This window comes from Rahnella bonaserana (assembly GCF_019049675.1).
In the GTDB taxonomy this organism is placed as follows: domain Bacteria; phylum Pseudomonadota; class Gammaproteobacteria; order Enterobacterales; family Enterobacteriaceae; genus Rahnella; species Rahnella bonaserana.
On sequence record NZ_JAFMOW010000067.1, the window covers coordinates 94,146 to 113,923 of the forward strand.

Sequence of the window (19,778 nt, forward strand, 5' to 3'; positions counted from 1 at the left end):
GAACAAGCATTGCGCAGTCGTCGTATACCGAGCAAACAACACAGAGAGAGATTATGCCGTTTACATTGGGTCAACGCTGGATAAGCGATACGGAAAGCGAATTAGGATTAGGGACCGTAGTAGCACTGGATGTGCGCATGGTTACTTTGCTTTTCCCCGCCACCGGTGAAAACCGTTTGTATGCCCGAAATGATTCCCCGATCACCCGCGTGATGTTCAATCCCGGTGACACCATCAGCAGTCATGAAGGCTGGCAGTTACAGGTCGAAGAAGTCTTAGAAGATAAAGGCCTGCTGACTTACATCGGTACCCGTCTGGATACCGAAGAAACCGGCGTCGCGATGCGTGAAGTGCTGCTCGACAGCAAGCTGACGTTCAGTAAGCCGCAGGACCGTCTGTTTGCCGGTCAGATTGACCGTATGGATCGCTTCGCCCTGCGTTTCCGCGCCCGTAAATATCAGCGCGAGCAGTTCCGTCTGGAATTCGGCGGCCTGCGCGGTATGCGCGCCAGCCTGATCCCGCATCAGTTGCACATTGCTTACGAAGTCGGCCAGCGTCACGCGCCGCGCGTGTTACTGGCCGATGAAGTGGGTCTGGGTAAAACCATTGAAGCCGGCATGATTATTCATCAGCAACTGCTGTCTGGCCGTGCCGAACGCGTGCTGATCGTGGTGCCGGAAACCCTGCAACACCAGTGGCTGGTGGAAATGCTGCGCCGCTTCAACCTGCGTTTCTCCCTGTTTGATGACGACCGCTACGCTGAATCGGTGCATGAAGCGACCAATCCGTTTGAAACTGAACAGCTGGTGATCTGTTCACTTGATTTCGTGCGCCGCAATAAATCCCGTCTTGAGCAGCTTTCTGATGCGGCCTGGGACATGCTGGTGGTCGACGAAGCGCACCATCTGGTGTGGAGCGAAGATGCGCCGAGCCGTGAATATCAGGTCATCGAGCAGCTTTCCCAGCAAATCCCCAGCGTCCTGCTGCTGACGGCGACGCCGGAACAACTGGGTCAGGAAAGTCACTTTGCGCGTCTGCGCCTGCTGGATCCGGATCGTTTCCACGATTACGAAGAATTCATCGAAGAACAGCAGCAGTATCAGCCGGTGGCTGATGCCGTCACGCTGTTACTCAACAAAGAACCACTGACGCCGGAAGCGTTGGCATTGCTTGGTGAAAGCGTGGGCAACGCCGATACCGATGCCCTGCTGACCGCCGCCAATAAAGGCGATGAAGCGGCAGCGAAGCAGCTGGTTTCCATGCTGATGGATCGTCACGGCACCAGCCGCGTATTGTTCCGTAACACCCGTAACGGCGTGAAAGGTTTCCCGGAGCGTCATCTGCACGCGGTGAAACTGCCGCTGCCCACTCAGTATCAGACTGCGATTAAAGTCTCAGGCATTATGGGCGCGAAGAAAACTGCCGAAGCCCGTGCGCACGACATGCTGTACCCGGAGCAGATTTATCAGGAGTTCGAAGGCGAGAACGCCACCTGGTGGAACTTTGATCCGCGCGTCGAATGGCTGCTCGGTTATCTGACCGCCAACCGCGACGAGAAAGTGCTGGTGATCTGCGCCAAAGCGGCGACCGCACTGCAGCTGGAACAGGTTCTGCGTGAGCGCGAAGCGATCCGCGCCGCCGTGTTCCACGAAGGATTGTCGATCATTGAACGTGACCGCGCTGCCGCCTATTTTGCTTCTCAGGAAGAAGGCGCACAGGTTCTGTTGTGTTCTGAAATCGGCTCCGAAGGCCGTAACTTCCAGTTCGCCAGCAAAATGGTGATGTTCGACTTGCCGTTTAACCCGGATCTGCTGGAACAGCGTATTGGTCGTCTGGATCGTATCGGTCAGCAAAATAATATCGACATCATGGTGCCTTACCTCGAACAGACCGCACAGTCGGTGCTGGTTCGCTGGTTCCATGAAGGTCTGGACGCGTTCGAACATACCTGTCCGACGGGCCGTACCATTTACGACAGCGCGTATGAGCAGTTGATTGCCTTCCTGGCGATCCCTGCCGAACAGACAGGTCTGGACGAGTTTATTCTTAAATGCCGTGCAGAACATGACGCGCTGAAAGAGAAGCTGGAAAATGGCCGTGACCGCCTGCTGGAGATGCATTCCAACGGTGGCGAACGTGCTCAGCAACTGGCGAAGGAAATCGGCGAGCAGGATAACGACGTTAATCTGGTTAACTTTGCGCTGAATCTGTTCGATATCGTCGGCATTAATCAGGAAGATCGCAGCGACAATTTGATCGTACTGACACCGTCAGATCACATGCTGGTACCGGATTTCCCGGGGCTGCCGGAAGACGGTTGTACCGTGACTTTCGATCGTGAACAGGCACTGTCCCGTGAAGATGCGCAGTTTATCAGCTGGGAACATCCGATCGTGCGTAACGGTCTGGACTTGATCCTGTCCGGCGATACCGGCAGCTGTGCGGTATCGATCCTGAAAAACAAAGCGCTGCCGGTCGGTACACTGCTGGCTGAACTGGTTTACGTGGTGGAATGTCAGGCGCCAAAACATCTGCAACTGACCCGCTTCCTGCCACCGACGCCGGTGCGTATGCTGATGGATCGCAAAGGCACCAATCTGGCGGCTCAGGTCGAATTTGAGAGCTTTAACCGCCAGCTGAACGCCATCAACCGTCATAACTCCAGCAAGCTGGTGAATGCGGTGCAGCAGGACGTTCACGCGATGCTGCAACAGGCAGAAGCGGAAATTGCTGAGCAGGCGCGCGCGCTGATTGAAGCGGCGAAAGTTGAAGCCGACGAGCAACTGACCAAAGAGCTGGATCGCCTGAAAGCGCTGAAGGAAGTGAACCCGAACATTCGTGATGACGAACTGGAATCGGTAGACTCTAACCGGAAGCAGGTACTGGCGAATCTGAACGATGCCAGCTGGCGTCTGGATGCTATCCGCCTGGTGGTGGTCAGCCACCAGTAAGCCCGACGGGATGCAGCCGGTCTGCATCCCTTCTTTATTTCAACCCGAAAGCAGACTGAAACCGCTATGAGCGAACATCAACCGACAATCCCTGAGCCTTCCAAAACCCGGCCGCTGGAGAATTACAATCCGCCGACCGATCCCTGGTTACAGGTGATTTTTCAGGATGAGCACATCATGGTGGTCAATAAACCGAGCGGGCTGCTTTCGGTACCCGGCAAACTGGCCGAGCATCAGGACAGCCTGATGACCCGGATTCAGCAGGAATTCCCAGAAGCCGAGTCGGTCCATCGTCTGGATATGTCGACCAGCGGTGTGATTGTGGTGGCGCTGACCAAGGACGCCGAGCGCGAACTAAAACGTCAGTTCCGCGAGCGTGAAACCAAGAAAGTGTACATCGCGCGGGTCTGGGGACGGGTTGAAGAAGATTACGGCATTATTGATTTACCGCTGATTTGCGATTATCCCAACCGGCCAAAGCAGAAGGTCTGCCATGAAACCGGTAAAAAGGCGCTGACGCAATACGAAGTGATGTCATGGGATGATGACGGCACCACGCGGGTGAAACTGCGGCCAATCACCGGACGTTCTCATCAGCTGCGCGTGCACCTTCTGGCGCTGGGGCATCCGATTCTGGGGGATAAATTCTATGCCCATCCGCAGGCGCTGGCGGCGGCAGACCGTTTGCAACTGCATGCGCAGGAATTATCTTTTTATCATCCGATAACGGATGTGCCGCAGGTGTTTAATTGCGAGCCGGACTTCTGATATCCATCAGAGTGAAAAAGAGTGAAAAAAAAGGCGCTGATTCAGCGCCTTTTAGTTTTGCAGCGAGCCAAAGAAACTTATTTAAAGCCTTTTTCGCGCTTGATCAGGTCATACGCCGCCTGGATCGCCTGCGCTTTTTCCTTAGCCATTTCCATCATTTCAGGTGGCAAACCTTTCGCCACCAGTTTGTCAGGATGATGCTCGCCCATCAGTTTGCGATAGGCACGCTTGATGGTCGTCGCGTCGTCGGTGGCATTCACACCCAGCACTTTACAGGCATCCGCCAGCGTCGGGCCTTGCTGCGTCTGGTGATAACCGCCGCCGTAGGAACGCCCGCCCTGCTGATGGCCGCCAAACTGCTGACCGCCTTCCATCATGCGCAGGAACTGATCGAACTGCATCCGTGAAATACCCAGCTCTTCGGCAATCACATACAGCACTTCGCGTTCGTTAGGATGCAATGAACCGTCGGCATATGCGGCCTGGATCTGAATTTCCAGAAAAGTCCGTATCAGATCAAAACGACCAAAACACGCACTACGCAATTCACGCATTTTTTCCCGCAAAGGGTAATCGGCTTCTTTGCCATCGCGGAAGGCGCGTTGCGCGGCTTCACGTTGCTCGCCATGCAGTTGCATACGTTCCATGTAAAGACTGGCGATCTGAATATCTGCTTCGGTAACTCTGCCTTTTGATTTAGTCAGATTCCCCATCACCTCAAAGGTGGTGCGGAAAAAAATGGTTTGACGTGTCTGCTGATCGGCAAAATATCCCCGGCGTTTCGCGGAACGCGCGGTATCAAACATATGCCCTATCACCAGCCCTGCAACAATTCCCCAGAACCCTAAACCTGACCATAAGCCAAGGATAAGTCCGAGCAGTTTTCCCCAATACTGCATATACTCCTCAATTCGCCATGCCGTCGCTTAAAAATTGCTTTATCATAACCGGCATTTATCGTTGTGCCTAACGGCAGCAACGTAACAGGTGGGATTTAACACTAGCGCAACCATGATGAGTGAGATAGTCTCTGACCGTTTGCCGGCATGATGCCTCTGATGACGGAACACCATTTTACGTATGAAAAACAGACGTCTGAAAACACGCTTACCGACAATGCTGGCCGCCACAATCTGGTCAGTATTGTACAGTCACGGCGCAATGGCCGATCTCGCAGAACAATGTATGCTCGGCGTTCCGACCTATGACAAACCTTTAGTGCAGGGTGATCCTAACTCACTGCCTGTCACTATTAATGCCGATAAGGCGACAGGCAATTATCCCGACAGCGCGTTGTTTAGCGGCAACGTTAACGTTGTTCAGGGAAATAGCACGCTGGATGCTGATCAGGTTCAGCTCAATCAAATCGCGAATCCTAATCAGCCTACGCCGACCCGAACCGCCACAGCGACCGGCAACGTGCGTTATAACGATAATCAAATCAAGCTGAAGGGCCCGAAAGGCTTTGCAAACCTGACCACGAAAGACACTGATGTTCAGGATGGTGACTATCAGATGGTTGGCCGTCAGGGTCGTGGCCAGGCTGACAAGATGAAGCAGCGTGACAATAACCGCTACACCATCATGGATAACGGCACGTTCACCACCTGTTTGCCAGGTGATAACAGCTGGAGCGTCGTCGGTTCAGAAGTGATTCAGGACCGCCAGGAAGAAGTGGCTGAGATCTGGAACGCACGTTTCCATATCGGCCCGGTTCCGGTGTTCTACAGCCCGTATATGCAGTTACCGATTGGGGATAAGCGCCGTTCGGGTTTCCTTATTCCTAACGCTAAATACAGCAGCAACAATGGTTTCGGCCTGACGGTTCCTTATTACTGGAACATTGCGCCAAACTACGACGCCACGATCACACCAAACTACATGAGTAATCGTGGTCTGCAGCTGCAGAACGAATTCCGTTATCTCACCGTCGCCGGTGCAGGCCTGATGGAGTTCGATTATCTGGGCAATGATAAGGAGATCGACGATCAGTTCCTGAAGGACGAAGGCCGTACCAGTGACAACACCACCAAACGCTGGATGTACTACTGGCGTCATGCGGGTGTTTACGATCAGGTGTGGCGTTTCAACGTCGATTACACCAAAGTCAGTGATCCTTACTACTTCACCGATTTCGATTCGAAATACGGCTCCAGTACCGATGGCTATTCCACGCAGAAATTCAGCGTAGGTTATGCAAATCAGAACTGGGACGTCACGCTGGCGAGTAAACAGTTCCAGGTCTTCTCTGATTACGGTAACAGCAATGCTTACCGTGCTCAGCCGCAGTTGGACATTAACTACTATAAAAACGATGTGGGTCCGTTCGACCTGCACCTTTACGGTCAGGCGGTGAAATTCACCAGCGTGAACCCGGATAACCCGGAAGCGGTGCGTACACACTTCGAACCGACGCTCAGCCTGCCGCTCAGTAATGGCTGGGGCAGTCTGGATAACGAAGTCAAGCTGATGGCTACCCACTATCAGCAGGATATTCCGGACGCCTATTATGATGCGAACCCGGACACCAAACTACGTTCATCCGTGAACCGCGTTATGCCAGAGTTTAAAACCGACGGCAAAATGGTGTTTGACCGCACGATGGACTGGAACAGTGATTACACCCAGACCCTCGAGCCGCGTGTGCAGTACCTGTACATTCCGTATCGTAACCAGAGCTCGATCAATACCTATGACTCCACGTTGTTGCAGTCCGACTACACCGGTCTGTTCCGCGATAAAAGTTACAGTGGTCTTGACCGAATCGCTTCTGCCAATCAGGTGGCGAGTGGTTTAACCACCCGTATTTACGACGAAAATCTGGAAGAGCGTTTCAACGCCTCTGCCGGACAGATTTATTATTTCCAGCCGCCGCGTACTGGCGATCAGAACAGCGTGCTGGATAAAAGTGATGACACCGGCAGCCTGGTTTGGGCGGGTGACACTTATTACAAAATCAATAACTTCTGGGGCGTTCGCGGCGGTGTGCAATATGACACCCGTCTTGATGCACTGGCGCTGGGCGATGCAGTCCTTGAGTATCGTGCTGATTCAGAAAAAATGATTCAGTTAAGCTACCGTTATGCCAGCCCGGAATATATTCAGGCGACATTACCTCAGGTTACCAACCCGGGATATCAGGACGGTATTTCTCAGGTCGGCGGTATCGCCAGCTGGCCGATTGCCGACCGCTGGGCCATCGTGGGTGCGTATTATTACGATACCAAAGCACAGCAGAGCGCCGATCAGTTAATCGGCCTGCAATACAATACCTGCTGCTGGGCAATCAATGTCGGTTACGAACGTAAGATCACCAACTACGACACGACCAAGTCCGAAAGTAAGTATGACAATAAGATTGGTTTCAATATTGAACTTAGAGGCCTGGGGAACAATCAAACCCTCGGAACAAAAGAAATGTTGGCCACCGGCATACTGCCATATCAGCGAGCTTTCTAAGCCCGACAACACTCTTGATTTCCTGTCTGCACGTAATTTCGTGCGGACAGGGCTGATTTAGTGAAGACACTACGAACTCAGTGAACTTGAAACCCGCGCTTGCGGATTAGACAAATGGAAAAAGTATGAAGAACTGGAGAACACTTCTCCTCGGCGTGACGCTTTGTGCCAGCACTGCGTTTGCTGCCCCTCAGGAAGTTGATAAAGTTGCTGCCGTCGTGAACAACGGCGTGGTATTGCAAAGTGACGTAGATGGTTTGTTTAATTCCGTTAAACAGCAGGCACAGCAGGCTAAACAACAGCTGCCGGATGATGCGACGTTACGTCACCAGATCCTCGATCGTCTGATCATGGATCAGATCCAGTTGCAGATGGCGACCCGTATGGGGATCACGCCAACCGATCAGGATGTCGACAAAGCCATCGCCGGTATCGCCCAGCAGAACAACATTTCCGTTGATCAGCTTCGCAGCCGTCTGGCGTATGACGGTTTGAACTACAGCACCTACCGTGCTCAGATCCGCAAAGAAATGATCATCAGCGAAGTGCGTAACAGCGAAGTACGTCGTCGCGTTACGATCCTGCCTCAGGAAGTGGATCAGCTGGCCAAACAGGTTGCTGCGCAAAACGGCAGCGGTGCTGAATTCAACCTCAGCCACATCCTGTTGCCATTACCGGAAAACCCGACGCAGGATCAGGTTGATTCTGCAGAACAGCTGGCGAAGAAAATCGTCTCTGATCTGAACAATGGTGCGGATTTCGGCAAACTGGCTATCACCTACTCTGCTGACTCCCAGGCGCTGAAAGGCGGCAACATGGGCTGGGGCAAATTGCAGGAACTGCCTTCCCTGTTTGCACAGGCGTTGAGCACCGCGCAGAAAGGTCAGGTTATCGGTCCGATCCGTTCAGGCGTAGGCTTCCATATCCTGAAAGTGAACGATATCCGTGGTGATAACAAAACCGTTTCCGTCACTGAAGTTCATGCCCGTCACATTCTGCTGAAACCTTCAGTGGTAATGACCGATGCACAGGCGCGCGCAAAACTGGAACAAGTGGCTGCGGATATTAAGAGCGGCAAAGCAACCTTCGCTGAAGAAGCTAAACAGCTTTCTCAGGATCCGGGCTCTGCCAATCAGGGCGGCGATTTAGGTTGGGCTTCACCAGACATGTACGATCCGGCGTTCCGTGATGCACTGATGAACCTGAAAAAAGGTGAAATGAGCGCACCGGTTCACTCCTCGTTCGGCTGGCACCTGATCCAACTGATGGATACCCGTCAGGTCGATAAAACAGATGCAGCACAGAAAGAACGTGCTTACCGCATGCTGTTCAACCGCAAATTTGCGGAAGAAGCTCAGACGTGGATGCAGGAACAACGTGCTGAAGCGTATGTGAAAATTATGGATGGTAATGGAAAATAATACTTCCGTGACAAAATCTGTGGTCATCACCCCCGGCGAGCCAGCCGGGGTTGGGCCGGATCTGGTACTCGCTCTGGCTCAGCAGGCATGGCCTGTTGAGTTAGTGGTATGTGCCGATCCGGCCTTACTGCTTGAACGTGCTGAGAAACTGGGACTGAGTATTCAGTTGCGCGATTATCAGCAAGGCCGGCCGCCAGAGCCTCAGGCAGCAGGCACACTGACCGTTTTACCGGTTAAACTCGCCGCACCGGTGACAGCCGGTAAACTGGATGTGGCTAACGCGCCCTACGTGGTAGAAACGCTGGCGCGTGCCTGCGACGGTGCCATCAGCGGCGAATTTTCCGCACTGATAACCGGTCCGGTTCAGAAAAGCATTATCAACGATGCCGGTATCCCCTTCATCGGTCATACAGAGTTCTTCGCCGACCGCAGCCATTGCAACCGTGTTGTGATGATGCTGGCGACCGAAGAATTGCGCGTTGCGCTGGCGACCACCCACTTGCCTTTGCTGGCAGTGCCGGGGGCGATTACCCGCGAATGTCTGCATGAAGTCATCACCATTTTGCATCATGATCTGAAAACCAAATTTGGTATTACCGCGCCGCAAATTTATGTCTGTGGTCTGAATCCACATGCTGGCGAAGGTGGCCACATGGGGCACGAAGAGATCGATATTATCATTCCTGCACTGGACGAACTGCGCCAGCAAGGGATGAATCTCATCGGCCCGCTGCCCGCTGATACGTTATTCCAGCCTAAATATCTGCAACATGCCGATGCTGTTTTATCGATGTATCACGATCAGGGCCTTCCGGTGCTAAAATATCAGGGATTCGGTCGCGCAGTGAATATCACGCTTGGCCTGCCTTTTATCCGGACTTCCGTTGATCACGGTACCGCCCTTGAACTCGCCGCCACCGGCACCGCCGATGCGGGCAGTTTCAAGACAGCAATAAATCTCGCCATTCACATGGCAAATAACAGCAACGATAAATAACAACAATGAATAGTAGAGTCCACCAAGGTCACTTTGCCCGTAAACGTTTTGGGCAAAACTTCTTAACCGATCAGTTTGTTATCGATAGCATCGTATCGGCCATTCATCCTATGCCGGGCGAGGCTGTCGTTGAAATCGGTCCGGGTCTGGCGGCATTAACTGAGCCTGTCGCTTCACGCCTGGACAGCATGACGGTGATCGAACTCGACCGTGATCTGGCTACGCGTCTGGAAAACAATCCTAAGTTTCAGGGCAAATTGCGTGTCATCCAGTCTGACGCGATGAAAATCAATTTCGGCGAACTGTCTGAGGAACTCGGTCAGCCACTTCGCGTTTTTGGTAACCTGCCTTACAACATCTCTACGCCGCTGATGTTCCATTTGTTCACCTATACCAATGCCATCAAAGACATGCACTTTATGTTGCAGAAGGAAGTGGTAAACCGTCTGGTTGCAGGTCCGAACAGCAAAGCGTATGGTCGTTTAACAGTGATGGCGCAATATTATTGCAACGTGATCCCGGTTCTGGAAGTTCCACCAGAATCCTTCACACCAGCACCTAAAGTGGAATCCGCTGTGGTTCGTTTAGTGCCGCATGAAGTGATCCCATACCCGGTACCGGATATTCGTATTCTGAGCCGTCTGACCACCGATGCATTCAACCAGCGTCGTAAAACAATACGCAACAGCCTCGGCCACCTGTTCACACCAGAGCAAATGACCGAACTGGGCTTAGATCTCAGCATGCGTGCTGAAAATATCTCTGTAGAGCAATTCTGTAAACTGGCTAACTGGTTGTCTACACGACCTAAAACCCCGGAACTTCAGGAGTAGCGTTATGCTTAATTCGCCCCGCGTTTGTGTTCAGGTGCAAAGTATCTACGTTGAGTCACAGTCGATACCGGAAGAAGAACGTTTTGTCTTCGCCTACACCATCACCATCCGCAATCTGGGGCGTTTTAATGTGCAACTGCTTCGCCGTTACTGGCTGATTACCAACAGTAATGGCCGTCAGACAGAAGTTCAGGGCGAAGGGGTTATCGGTGAACAACCGCTGATCCTGCCTGGCAATGAATTTCACTATACCAGCGGCGCGATTTTAGAAACGCCGCTGGGCACGATGGAAGGCCATTATGAAATGGTCGCACAAGACGGTGAATCCTTCCGTGTGCCTGTTCCGGTCTTCCGCCTCGCCATCCCTACGCTGATAAATTAATCCTCATGTCGACATATCTTATTGGTGACGTTCACGGCTGCATCGATGAACTCAAGGCGCTGTTGGCGCAGGTGGATTTTGATCCGCAAAATGATGTCCTGTGGCTGACCGGTGATCTGGTTGCCCGCGGTCCATCCTCTCTCGAAGTGCTGCGTTTTGTCAGCGGTTTGGGCGACTCGGTTCGCATAGTAATTGGTAACCATGATCTGCATCTGCTGGCGGTTTACGCCGGTATCAGCTTTAACAAACCGAAAGATCGCATCACGCCTTTGCTTGAAGCCGAGGATGCTGATGAGCTGATCAACTGGCTGCGACGCCAGCCGGTGTTGCAGGTAGACGAGGAACTGAAGCTGGTCATGGCGCACGCCGGGATCACGCCTCAGTGGGATCTCGAAACAGCGCAGATGTGCGCCCGTGAAGTGGAATCCGTGCTGAGCAGCGATACCTATCCGCTATTTCTGGATGCAATGTATGGCGATATGCCAAACAACTGGCACCCTGAGCTTTCCGGTCTGGCACGCCTGCGTTTCAGTACCAATGCTTTTACCCGTATGCGCTACTGTTTCCCTAACGGTCAGCTGGATATGATTTGCAAAGATGTGCCGGAAAGCGCGCCAAAACCTCTCAAACCCTGGTTTGATATTCCGGGTCCGGTACAGGAAGCGGGTTACAGCATTGCGTTTGGTCACTGGGCGTCACTGGAAGGAAAAGGCGCACCGGAAGGTATTTACGCACTCGATACCGGCTGTTGCTGGGGCGGAGATTTGACGATGTTACGCTGGGAAGATAAAACCTACTTCACGCAGCCGTCAAAACGCCAAAGTGAAAAAGAGCAGTCTGAGATCCCGAAAGCGATTTAACTCAATCGTCAACATTCAGACAGCAAAAAGGCACCTTCAAAGGGTGCCTTTTTTATTTTGGACTGATCAGAGATCAGGCGCGGCGTTCCAGAATTTCGAAGCAATAACCGTGGGAGTTCTGCTCATCCGCATCATGGAATTCGCTGAAAGTGCTTTCCCAGTCATCCGGCTCGTAATCAGGGAAATGCGTGTCGCCTTCGACTTCTGCGTCGATGTGAGTCAGGTATAAGCGGTTAGCTTTTGGCAGCAACTGCTCGTAAACGCGGCCCCCGCCCATCACCATCACTTCTTCCACATCTCCGGCAGCCGCCAGCGCAGCGTCAACGGACGTTACCCAGGTCACGCCTTCATGCTCGCCCGGTTTAGAGCTGATGACGATATTCAGCCGGCCAGGCAATGGGCGTCCGATTGACTCAAACGTCTTGCGTCCCATGATGACAGGTTTGTTCAGCGTATTACGCTTGAACCAGGCCAGATCACCGGGTAAATGCCAAGGCATAGCGTTTTCCATGCCAATAACGCGATCGGTCGCCAGTGCGGCGATCAGGCTAATAATCATTGTGAAGCCCTGTGTAGAAAAGGAATTGGAGCGTGACCCGAAAAAAGAGCTGACACTATACGGAAAGCCCTATCAGCCGTCGATAGGAAGACCTGCGCTTTACAAAGATATAAGAGAGCGTTAACCCTGCCGGGATATTCCCCGTCAAAAGTGCCAGCTCAGACCCGAAAGAGTGGTCAAAAGCCGGAAGCTTTCGCCGTAATTCAGTCGAAAATGCTGAACTGTTAAACTGCATTTCGTCCTGTATCGCTGTGTTGTACAACAACCCTTACACACCGGGGCGTTTACGGTACAGCCACAATCCCGGTAATGATAATCCGATAGATAAAGCCCCGACGATAAAACTGGCTTTCAGAAAATTAGTGAGCGCCGTCGACAGCAATGCCTCGCTATACCCAAGGTGTGAAATCTCTACCACGGAAATCATCGCCGTGTAGGCTGATATTCCGGGGAACATGGGTATAACGGCGGCAACGGTGAAAACTTTAGGATGGGCCAGTAACCATCGTGACCAGCGAATACCCATAATGCCAATCAGTAAAGCCGCCAGCAGGGACGCCCACTCAATGTTTATCCCGCCATGAATAAGTAACATCCGGGTGCCATGGCCGAGCCCGCCGAGCAGTGCGCAATAGGGTAATGCCCGGCGCGGGACATTAAATACCATTGCAAAGCCCAGGGCAGGCACCGCGGCAAAAAGCATATCCTCGATCAGTGCCCATAAAAGATTCATGACCAACCCCGCAAATCCCAAAACGCCATTGCCATGACCACACCAATGCAGGTTGCCAGCGTCAGCAAACTTGCCATCGCCCAGCGTGCCAGCCCGGTATTCACATGTCCCTTGAACATATCCGCCACGGCGTTAATCAGCGGAAAGCCTGGCACCAGCAATAACACGCTGGCGGCCATTGCGACGTTTGATGACTGTTCAAAAATGCCCAGCCGCAACAGCAGCCCTGAAATGGACGTCGCCACAAAGGCGGTACAGCAAAAGTTGATCAGCGGATTCATGTGTTGCGCAGTGAGGCTCTGACGTACGGCCATAGCGACGCCGCTGGCTAAAAAGGTCACGATGAAAGCATCCCATCCGCCGCCGTTAAGCTTGCTGAAACACCCGCAGGATAGCGCCACCATCAGCACCATCAGCCAGCGCGGATAGCGCAGCGGCTGGATTTTTTGCAGGCGCTTTGCCACCAGCGCGCTGTCGAGCAGTTTATGCTCGGCCAGGATCACCGTATGTTGAACTTCCGTCACCACCTGCATGTTGATCCCGCGATCGACATTCTTACGCGTTGACGTCAGGCAGTAACCACCGCTGAGCGTGCTGAGCACAATGGCATTGGCAGAGATCGAGCTTTCAACCCTGTCCATTCCCAGCGCGATACCCAGCCTGGCCGAAAGTTGTTCGACCAGCATACTTTCCGCGCCATGCTGCAACAGCATCAGGGCACATTCGATGCACAACCGGGTAATTTCACGCTGATGATGCGCCTCAGGGCTTTCACGCACCGGGTATTCTATGACCGGATCCTGCATACCATTCACCGCCCGCAAAAAAAGCAATAAGAGTGATTTAACTTACCGGGGATTGGCGTATCATGCCGCCTTCTTTTGTTCTGAACATTGACGACGGTTATTTTCATGCTTGAAACCACCCTTTTTGTTGCCAGTATTGCCTTCCTCGGCATGCTTTCTCCCGGCCCTGATTTCTTTCTGGTCATCAAAAATGCGGCCCGCTATCCGCGCATCGCTGCACTCATGACGTCACTGGGTGTGATTTGTGGCGTGATCACGCATATGTCTTACTGCGTGGCGGGTCTGGCGGTGGTGATCACCACCACGCCGTGGTTATTCGATTTGCTGAAATATGTCGGTGCGGCTTATCTGATCTGGGTCGGTATTCAGGCCTTATTTTCACGCAGCAACAGTAAAATGAATCTCGACGGGCTGGCACCGCAGCAGGTGAAACTGCGTACGGCGTTCGTGCAGGGTTATCTGTGTAATCTGCTGAATCCTAAGGCAACGCTGTTCTTCCTGGCGATGTTCACCCAGGTTTTGCAGATCAACTCAAGCCTTGGCGAGAAGCTGTGGTATGCCTCGATTATCGTTGGTTTATCCGCTATCTGGTGGCCGTCACTGGCATTACTGATCCAGAGTCCGCCGGTTCGTCGCGGTCTGGCAAAAGCGCAAAAAATTATCGATAAGCTGCTGGGTGGCGTGCTGATTGGTTTAGGTATTAAAGTCGCACTGAGCTGAGTTCTGAAAGAAAAAAACCGGTGCATCAGGCACCGGTTTTCTGTTTAAGTCTTTTACCCCTTCGCTTCAATCACCTCTTTCTCCGGGGCTTTTCCGTCAATACTGCCGCGCCAGCCCTGTTGCTGACCGGAAGCCAGACGAACCTGATCCTGCTCGATGGCAGCCGTCAGCATATCTTTCGCACGCTGCATACTGGCGATGCGGAATTCAGTATCTTCGTAATTCTCGATAGTCGCTTCCAGCATTTTCAGGTTATAGCGGCGGAACAGATCGGCTTTCTCGCGGGCTTCGTAGGCATCCAGCCCCAGCGCTTCCAGCACATCACGACCGACACGAAGCGAACCTTCAAACAGTTCACGCTCCGGCGCTTCGACACCTAACTGGCGCAGCTGATACCAGTGATCGACATCACGCGCACGGGCAATCACTTTCAGATTCGGGAAATGCTCTTTCGCCAGCGCAGTCAGCTGAAGATTTGCTTCCACATCATCAATGGCGTTAATCAGCACTTTGGCCTGCGCAGCCCCTGCCGATTCCAGCAAATCAACGCGCGTGGCATCGCCGTAAAATACTTTGGTACCAAATTTACGCAGCGTTTCGATGTGGTCCGGATCGTGGTCAAGAACCACGGTATGCACGTTATTTGCCAGTAAGAGACGACCGGCAATCTGACCAAAACGCCCGAACCCGGCGATAATTACCTGCGCATTTTCTTCATCAATGGTGTCTTGCGGACGATCATCTTTTGGCGCATTACGTTCAAGCCGCGCGGACAGTACCAGCAGCAATGGCGTCACCGCCATGGATAGTGCAACGGCCAGCGTCAGCGCCTTTGACCATTCCACCGGCAACACGCCGGCCATTTGCGCAGTGCTGAAAATCACAAAGGCAAATTCACTGCCCTGTCCGATCAGAATGGCAAACAGGCCACGCTGTTTTTTCGGCACACCCAGCCAGGGTGCAATCAGCCACAGCAAAGCGGCTTTCAGCGCCATAAATCCGATCAGCAATGTGGCAATCAGTAATGGCTGATGGACCAGCGTGCCGAAGTCGATAGACATCCCGACGCCGATGAAGAACAGGCCGAGCAGCAGGCCTTTGAATGGCTGAATATCGCTTTCCAGCGCGTGACGGTATTCAGAACTTGCCAGCAATACGCCAGCCAGAAACGCGCCCATCGCCATCGACATGCCAGCCATTTCCAGCAAGATGCCGAAACCGAATACCAGAAACAGCGCAACGGCACTGAACACTTCACGCATGCCTGAGCGCGCCACGAAGTGCAGTAATGGCCGCGTGACATAGCGTCCGAGCAGAATAACCAGCACCAGCGCACCGGCCACTTTTGCCGCCGACAGGCCAAAACTCATCAGCGTAGTCGCTTCACCGGTGCTTGCCAGTAACGGGATCATCGCCACCAGCGGGATGGCGGCGATATCCTGGAACAGCAACACGGCGAACGAGCTGCGTCCAATCGGTGACGCTGTCAGGCTGCGCTCGCTCATTGCCTGCATGGCGATGGCCGTTGAGGACAGCGCCAGCGTGAGGCCAATCAGCAACGCGATTTTCCAGTCCAGCCCGAGGAAATAACAGAACGCGCTGAGCACCACGCCGCAGCCGACCATCTGGATGCTGCCACCGCCAAAGACCGAAGCACGCATAGTCCATAACCGTTTAGGATCCAGCTCCAGCCCGATGACAAACAGCATCAGCACCACGCCGATTTCTGCAAAGGTCAGAATCGACTCCGCATCTGACACCAGCTTCAGTCCCCATGGACCGATAATGCAACCGGCAATCAGATATCCGAGTACGGAACCCAGACCCAGACGCACCGCAATCGGCACAAACAGCGCCGCCGAGCCGAGATAAATCAGCCCCTCAATCATCAGGTTATGGTTATCCAAGACTCACCTCCGGCGGACAGCCTTCTTTCAGGCTCAGACATGCTGTCAGACGACGGCGGTATTCTTCGCCCGCCGCCTTCAGCGCAACTTCGTCACAAATGAAGGTGTTATGAACGGCAAAATACGGCAGCCAGTGCATGCCGCAATAAATCGCGGTCGCCTGTAGCGGCTGCGCCAGCACATCAAAATCAGGGTGATCGCCCAGTTCGAAATGGTGCTCGTTGCCACCGGTCGTCACCGCCCACAGGCAATGTTTTCCGTTCAGCGCATTGCCTTCATGACCGTAGGCCCAGCCGTGCTCTAGCACTTTGTCGATCCACAGCTTCATCAGCGGCGGCAGGCTGTACCACTGGATCGGATGCTGGAAGACCACCAGATCCGCGCGTTCAACCGCTTTCTGTTCGGCGGCGATATCGATATTGAAATCGGGATAGAGGTCGTAGAGCGAGCGCACTTCGACGTCGGGCAAATCACTGACTGCCGACAGCAGCCCCTGATTGGCTCTTGAATGGCGCGGATAGGGATGGGCATAAATTATTAAAATCATCAGTGAACTCATATCGACAAAATATGCATTCATCATAAAGTATTTTTAACATTTAATAACTGCCGTAAACACGATGAATAACAGGGCCCTCAGGCCCTGTTGAATTCCATGAAAGGATTTACGGACAACTGACGGCCCCGAGATCCAGCCAGTTGTCACCCGCAACCGGCGTCACACCCTGTGTCCAGACTTTCGCTTTCCAGTTATGGCCGCCGTAAGTGGCCATTTCACCCTGAACATAGGTGGCCGCATTGTCGTAAGGCAAAGTGATATTGCTGACGAGTTGCCACTGATCGCTGCTGCGCAATGGCGGATTGTTTTGTGTCCAGTATTTCGCTTTCCATATCAGCTGGTTGTAGCTTACGGCATCACCGGTATTATAGATTTTACTGCTCTCCCAGGCAGGCACTTGTGCTGCCGCAGGATCCGTTGTCACGCCACATCCGCCCGAGGTCGCCGGGTTTACTGTCAGCTGTAAGCTGGCCGTACCGGATGATTTTCCGTCGCTGACCATTACACTGACCGGATACACCGTGCTGCTGGTGACCGCCGGGGCTGTAACGTTGATGGCGCTGGTGGTCAGCGAATTGGCGTTCAGACCGGCAGGTAACGTCCACTGATAGGTTAGCGGATCGCTGTTAGCGTCCGTTGCCTGTGCGACCAGCGCGAAGGTGTTACCTGCCGTTACGGTCATGGTCGCTGGCAGCGTCACCACCGGCGGCTGGTTCGCCTGAACCGCCGAGTTTGTCACCTGAACCTGCGCGGTAGCACTTAGCCCCTGCGGGTCAGTCACCTTGAGCTGGAATACCCACACCTGATCTTGTGCGGTAGTAAGGACGTTAAACTGCGCCTTGGCTTTGTCTGCGTTGGTCAGCGTCACTGCCGGGCCGGAGACTTTGGTCCACTGATACGTCAGCGCACTATTTTCCGGGTCACGGGAGGCTGAACCATCAAGTACCACAGTCACCGGACCGGTCACGTTCTGGTTCGTGCCCGCACTGGCCAGTGGCGCAAGATTCGTTGTGCCGCCGCCGCTGCCGTCCCCCAAGCCTTCATGCATGGCATTCAAAATATCGCCATTATCCGCATCGATTTCCCATGCAAACAGGCCGCCAAGCTGATTAGCCAGAACATATTTACCTTTGGCGATCACTGAGCGGTTGTCATCGTAAGTGATCAAATCACCGGTGGAAGGCTTCCACAAATACGGTGCTTCAGCCGCCGTATCATAGTTGTACTGCCAGTCACTGCTGGCTTTAAGCTTCGCCACCTGACGGTAATCGAGAATGCCATTTTCCCAGGTACCTGCGGTAGGTCCAGTCGCGGTACCGGTGAAAGGATCGTTATTCTGGAAATTCTTCACCCCTGTCCAGCCACGCCCGTACATAGCGGCGCCCACCACGATTTTGCCCGGCGTCACACCTTGTGACAGCAATGCCTGCACACCATGATCGGTGGTGTAATCGGTATCGGGCTTCGAGGCGGATCCGTACAACGCAGTTTGATGCCCCAGCGTCGTCAGTGAGAAAGCCCCATAGAAGTCGTAACTCATCAGGAAAATGTGATCCATATACTGCTGCGCAGCGCTGTAATCCACGTTATCAATTTTGTCCCGGCCTGCACTGATCGCCGAACTCAGTTCATAGGTTTTTCCTGTCTGGGCGGACAATTCATTAAGCATCGCCCGCAGATCTTTCATCAGCTGCACATAGGTATCGCCATCCGCCGTGCTGCCCAGTGCAGGGTTTTCACCGCCACCGCCCGGAAATTCCCAGTCAATATCCACACCGTCGAAAAATTTCCAGGTTTGCAGAAATTCTTTTACCGAAGCCACGAAGACGTCTCGTTTCGCCTTATCCTTCATGAAATAGAACGGGTCTGACAACGTCCAGCCACCGATGGAAGGGACAATTTTCAGGTTTGGATAGGCTTTCTTCAGCGCCATCAGCTGGCCAAAATTACCTTTATAAGGTGCTGAATATTCACTGACACCTTGCTGAGGCATCTGAACCGCAGCCCAGGGATCGTGTATTGCAACTTTAAAATCCTGACGTCCCGCACAGGCGCGTTGCAAGGCCTGAAAACTGCCCTCAATACTTTTTAAACTGTCGTTAATACCGTCCCCGCCGCAAATCGGCGTGAAGCCGTACAAGATATGTGTCAGGTTCTGCGCAGGGATTTTATCCACGGAGAATCCGCGACCATAAACGCCCCACTCCACAAAATATGCACCAACGACCTTGCCAGACTTGTTGTTATAAGGCTGGTTGTTTTCCTTCAGAGTGCTGGTTAACGGCAGCAGATGACTGCCGTCGGTATCTGCCACCACAATTTGTTTGGCGTCACTGGTGGTACAGCCTTCGCTGTTACATAACGCGACCTGCAACTGATAACGCCCACCTTTACTGACCGCAAATGTTGCGCTACCCGTCGCCCCGGACGGACCGCTCCATACCTGCGTACCGTTCAGTAACACCTTGGCCGTCTGCCCGGCGTCACCCGTCCACAAATTCCAGGTTACAGTAACATTTGCCGCATTCTTCACTGTGACCAGCTGGTTATAGGCCGTGGCTGACTGGTTAATATCAACGATGGAAAACGTCGTCTCATCCGCACCGAGGCCTGGCTTTCCGGGAAGTGCAGCCTGTGAGACCGGCGCAAGAACTGAACCGATAAGCAAAGCCAGAAGGCTGACAGGAGTTTTGTACATGTGAAATACCTCATTTTGACTGAAAGCGCTGCAAGAAGGGTTAATTCTTGATGTGAACTAACCAAGGCCTTGAGTATAAAATCAGACACAAACACATAACAATAATTAAACATTAAAACAGCATG

The 19,778-nt window shown here is 53.2% G+C and carries 16 protein-coding genes; 9 read left to right on the forward strand and 7 right to left on the reverse strand.

Annotated features, from left to right (window positions below; all coding sequences use genetic code 11):
• Positions 1-53 precede the first annotated feature (53 nt).
• Both rapA and rluA read left to right on the forward strand, forming a co-directional pair.
• Positions 54-2,951 carry an RNA polymerase-associated protein RapA gene (rapA, locus tag J1778_RS19965; protein ID WP_217174642.1) on the forward strand — a complete coding sequence of 966 codons (2,898 nt, stop codon included), beginning with the start codon at positions 54-56 and terminating at the stop codon, positions 2,949-2,951.
• Between the two features lie 66 nt (positions 2,952-3,017).
• Complete coding sequence (gene rluA / locus J1778_RS19970; protein ID WP_217174643.1) at positions 3,018-3,719, forward strand: bifunctional tRNA pseudouridine(32) synthase/23S rRNA pseudouridine(746) synthase RluA; 702 nt, start codon at positions 3,018-3,020, stop codon at positions 3,717-3,719.
• Positions 3,720-3,796: 77 nt separating this feature from the next.
• Here rluA and djlA read toward each other — a convergent pair whose 3' ends face one another.
• A complete protein-coding gene (gene djlA / locus J1778_RS19975) occupies positions 3,797-4,618 on the reverse strand; it encodes a co-chaperone DjlA (protein ID WP_217174644.1) in 822 nt (273 codons plus the stop codon).
• 181 nt (positions 4,619-4,799) lie between these two features.
• Here djlA and lptD point away from each other — a divergent pair, with 181 nt between their 5' ends.
• From lptD to apaH, 6 genes are all read left to right on the forward strand, one after another.
• Positions 4,800-7,178: an LPS assembly protein LptD gene (gene lptD, locus J1778_RS19980; RefSeq protein WP_217174645.1), complete on the forward strand. Its 2,379-nt coding sequence runs from the start codon at positions 4,800-4,802 to the stop codon at positions 7,176-7,178.
• Positions 7,179-7,303: 125 nt separating this feature from the next.
• The gene (gene surA / locus J1778_RS19985; protein ID WP_217174646.1) at positions 7,304-8,599 is read left to right on the forward strand and encodes a peptidylprolyl isomerase SurA; all 1,296 of its coding nucleotides are present in this window, start codon (positions 7,304-7,306) and stop codon (positions 8,597-8,599) included.
• Positions 8,589-9,596, forward strand: a complete 1,008-nt coding sequence (gene pdxA, locus J1778_RS19990; RefSeq protein ID WP_217174647.1) for a 4-hydroxythreonine-4-phosphate dehydrogenase PdxA — start codon at positions 8,589-8,591, stop codon at positions 9,594-9,596. Before surA ends, pdxA begins: the two co-directional genes overlap by 11 nt.
• Before the next feature lie 5 nt (positions 9,597-9,601).
• The gene (rsmA, locus tag J1778_RS19995; protein WP_217174648.1) at positions 9,602-10,429 is read left to right on the forward strand and encodes a 16S rRNA (adenine(1518)-N(6)/adenine(1519)-N(6))-dimethyltransferase RsmA; all 828 of its coding nucleotides are present in this window, start codon (positions 9,602-9,604) and stop codon (positions 10,427-10,429) included.
• A 4-nt stretch (positions 10,430-10,433) separates the two neighbouring features.
• A complete protein-coding gene (apaG, locus tag J1778_RS20000) occupies positions 10,434-10,811 on the forward strand; it encodes a Co2+/Mg2+ efflux protein ApaG (protein WP_095924618.1) in 378 nt (125 codons plus the stop codon).
• 5 nt (positions 10,812-10,816) lie between these two features.
• On the forward strand, positions 10,817-11,671 hold the full coding sequence (apaH, locus tag J1778_RS20005; RefSeq protein WP_217174649.1) for a bis(5'-nucleosyl)-tetraphosphatase (symmetrical) ApaH: 855 nt from the start codon (positions 10,817-10,819) through the stop codon (positions 11,669-11,671).
• A gap of 73 nt (positions 11,672-11,744) precedes the next feature.
• Here apaH and folA read toward each other — a convergent pair whose 3' ends face one another.
• From folA to J1778_RS20020, 3 genes are all read right to left on the reverse strand, one after another.
• A complete protein-coding gene (folA, locus tag J1778_RS20010; RefSeq protein WP_217174650.1) occupies positions 11,745-12,230 on the reverse strand; it encodes a type 3 dihydrofolate reductase in 486 nt (161 codons plus the stop codon).
• 268 nt (positions 12,231-12,498) lie between these two features.
• The gene (locus tag J1778_RS20015) at positions 12,499-12,963 is read right to left on the reverse strand and encodes a threonine/serine exporter (protein ID WP_217174651.1); all 465 of its coding nucleotides are present in this window, start codon (positions 12,961-12,963) and stop codon (positions 12,499-12,501) included.
• Complete coding sequence (locus J1778_RS20020; protein ID WP_217174652.1) at positions 12,960-13,769, reverse strand: threonine/serine exporter family protein; 810 nt, start codon at positions 13,767-13,769, stop codon at positions 12,960-12,962. The genes J1778_RS20015 and J1778_RS20020 overlap by 4 nt, the downstream gene beginning before the upstream one ends.
• A gap of 105 nt (positions 13,770-13,874) precedes the next feature.
• Between J1778_RS20020 and J1778_RS20025 the strand changes: the two genes are divergently transcribed.
• The gene (locus tag J1778_RS20025) at positions 13,875-14,489 is read left to right on the forward strand and encodes a LysE family translocator (RefSeq protein WP_217174653.1); all 615 of its coding nucleotides are present in this window, start codon (positions 13,875-13,877) and stop codon (positions 14,487-14,489) included.
• Between the two features lie 53 nt (positions 14,490-14,542).
• Here J1778_RS20025 and kefC read toward each other — a convergent pair whose 3' ends face one another.
• From kefC to J1778_RS20040, 3 genes are all read right to left on the reverse strand, one after another.
• On the reverse strand, positions 14,543-16,396 hold the full coding sequence (kefC, locus tag J1778_RS20030) for a glutathione-regulated potassium-efflux system protein KefC (protein ID WP_217174654.1): 1,854 nt from the start codon (positions 16,394-16,396) through the stop codon (positions 14,543-14,545).
• Positions 16,389-16,943, reverse strand: a complete 555-nt coding sequence (gene kefF / locus J1778_RS20035; protein ID WP_217174655.1) for a glutathione-regulated potassium-efflux system oxidoreductase KefF — start codon at positions 16,941-16,943, stop codon at positions 16,389-16,391. Before kefF ends, kefC begins: the two co-directional genes overlap by 8 nt.
• Before the next feature lie 118 nt (positions 16,944-17,061).
• Positions 17,062-19,653 (reverse strand): glycosyl hydrolase family 18 protein, encoded by a 2,592-nt coding sequence (locus J1778_RS20040; RefSeq protein WP_217174656.1) that lies wholly within the window; start codon positions 19,651-19,653, stop codon positions 17,062-17,064.
• Positions 19,654-19,778 lie beyond the last annotated feature (125 nt).

Bases quoted from the DNA above. Each gene is read 5' to 3' on its own strand.
- rapA (WP_217174642.1), top strand. From the start codon at position 54: ATGCCGTTTACATTGGGTCAACGCTGGATAAGCGATACGGAAAGCGAA.
- rluA (WP_217174643.1), top strand. From the start codon at position 3,018: ATGAGCGAACATCAACCGACAATCCCTGAGCCTTCCAAAACCCGGCCG.
- djlA (WP_217174644.1), bottom strand. From the start codon at position 4,618: ATGCAGTATTGGGGAAAACTGCTCGGACTTATCCTTGGCTTATGGTCA.
- lptD (WP_217174645.1), top strand. From the start codon at position 4,800: ATGAAAAACAGACGTCTGAAAACACGCTTACCGACAATGCTGGCCGCC.
- surA (WP_217174646.1), top strand. From the start codon at position 7,304: ATGAAGAACTGGAGAACACTTCTCCTCGGCGTGACGCTTTGTGCCAGC.
- pdxA (WP_217174647.1), top strand. From the start codon at position 8,589: ATGGAAAATAATACTTCCGTGACAAAATCTGTGGTCATCACCCCCGGC.
- rsmA (WP_217174648.1), top strand. From the start codon at position 9,602: ATGAATAGTAGAGTCCACCAAGGTCACTTTGCCCGTAAACGTTTTGGG.
- apaG (WP_095924618.1), top strand. From the start codon at position 10,434: ATGCTTAATTCGCCCCGCGTTTGTGTTCAGGTGCAAAGTATCTACGTT.
- apaH (WP_217174649.1), top strand. From the start codon at position 10,817: ATGTCGACATATCTTATTGGTGACGTTCACGGCTGCATCGATGAACTC.
- folA (WP_217174650.1), bottom strand. From the start codon at position 12,230: ATGATTATTAGCCTGATCGCCGCACTGGCGACCGATCGCGTTATTGGC.
- J1778_RS20015 (WP_217174651.1), bottom strand. From the start codon at position 12,963: ATGAATCTTTTATGGGCACTGATCGAGGATATGCTTTTTGCCGCGGTG.
- J1778_RS20020 (WP_217174652.1), bottom strand. From the start codon at position 13,769: ATGCAGGATCCGGTCATAGAATACCCGGTGCGTGAAAGCCCTGAGGCG.
- J1778_RS20025 (WP_217174653.1), top strand. From the start codon at position 13,875: ATGCTTGAAACCACCCTTTTTGTTGCCAGTATTGCCTTCCTCGGCATG.
- kefF (WP_217174655.1), bottom strand. From the start codon at position 16,943: ATGATTTTAATAATTTATGCCCATCCCTATCCGCGCCATTCAAGAGCC.
- J1778_RS20040 (WP_217174656.1), bottom strand. From the start codon at position 19,653: ATGTACAAAACTCCTGTCAGCCTTCTGGCTTTGCTTATCGGTTCAGTT.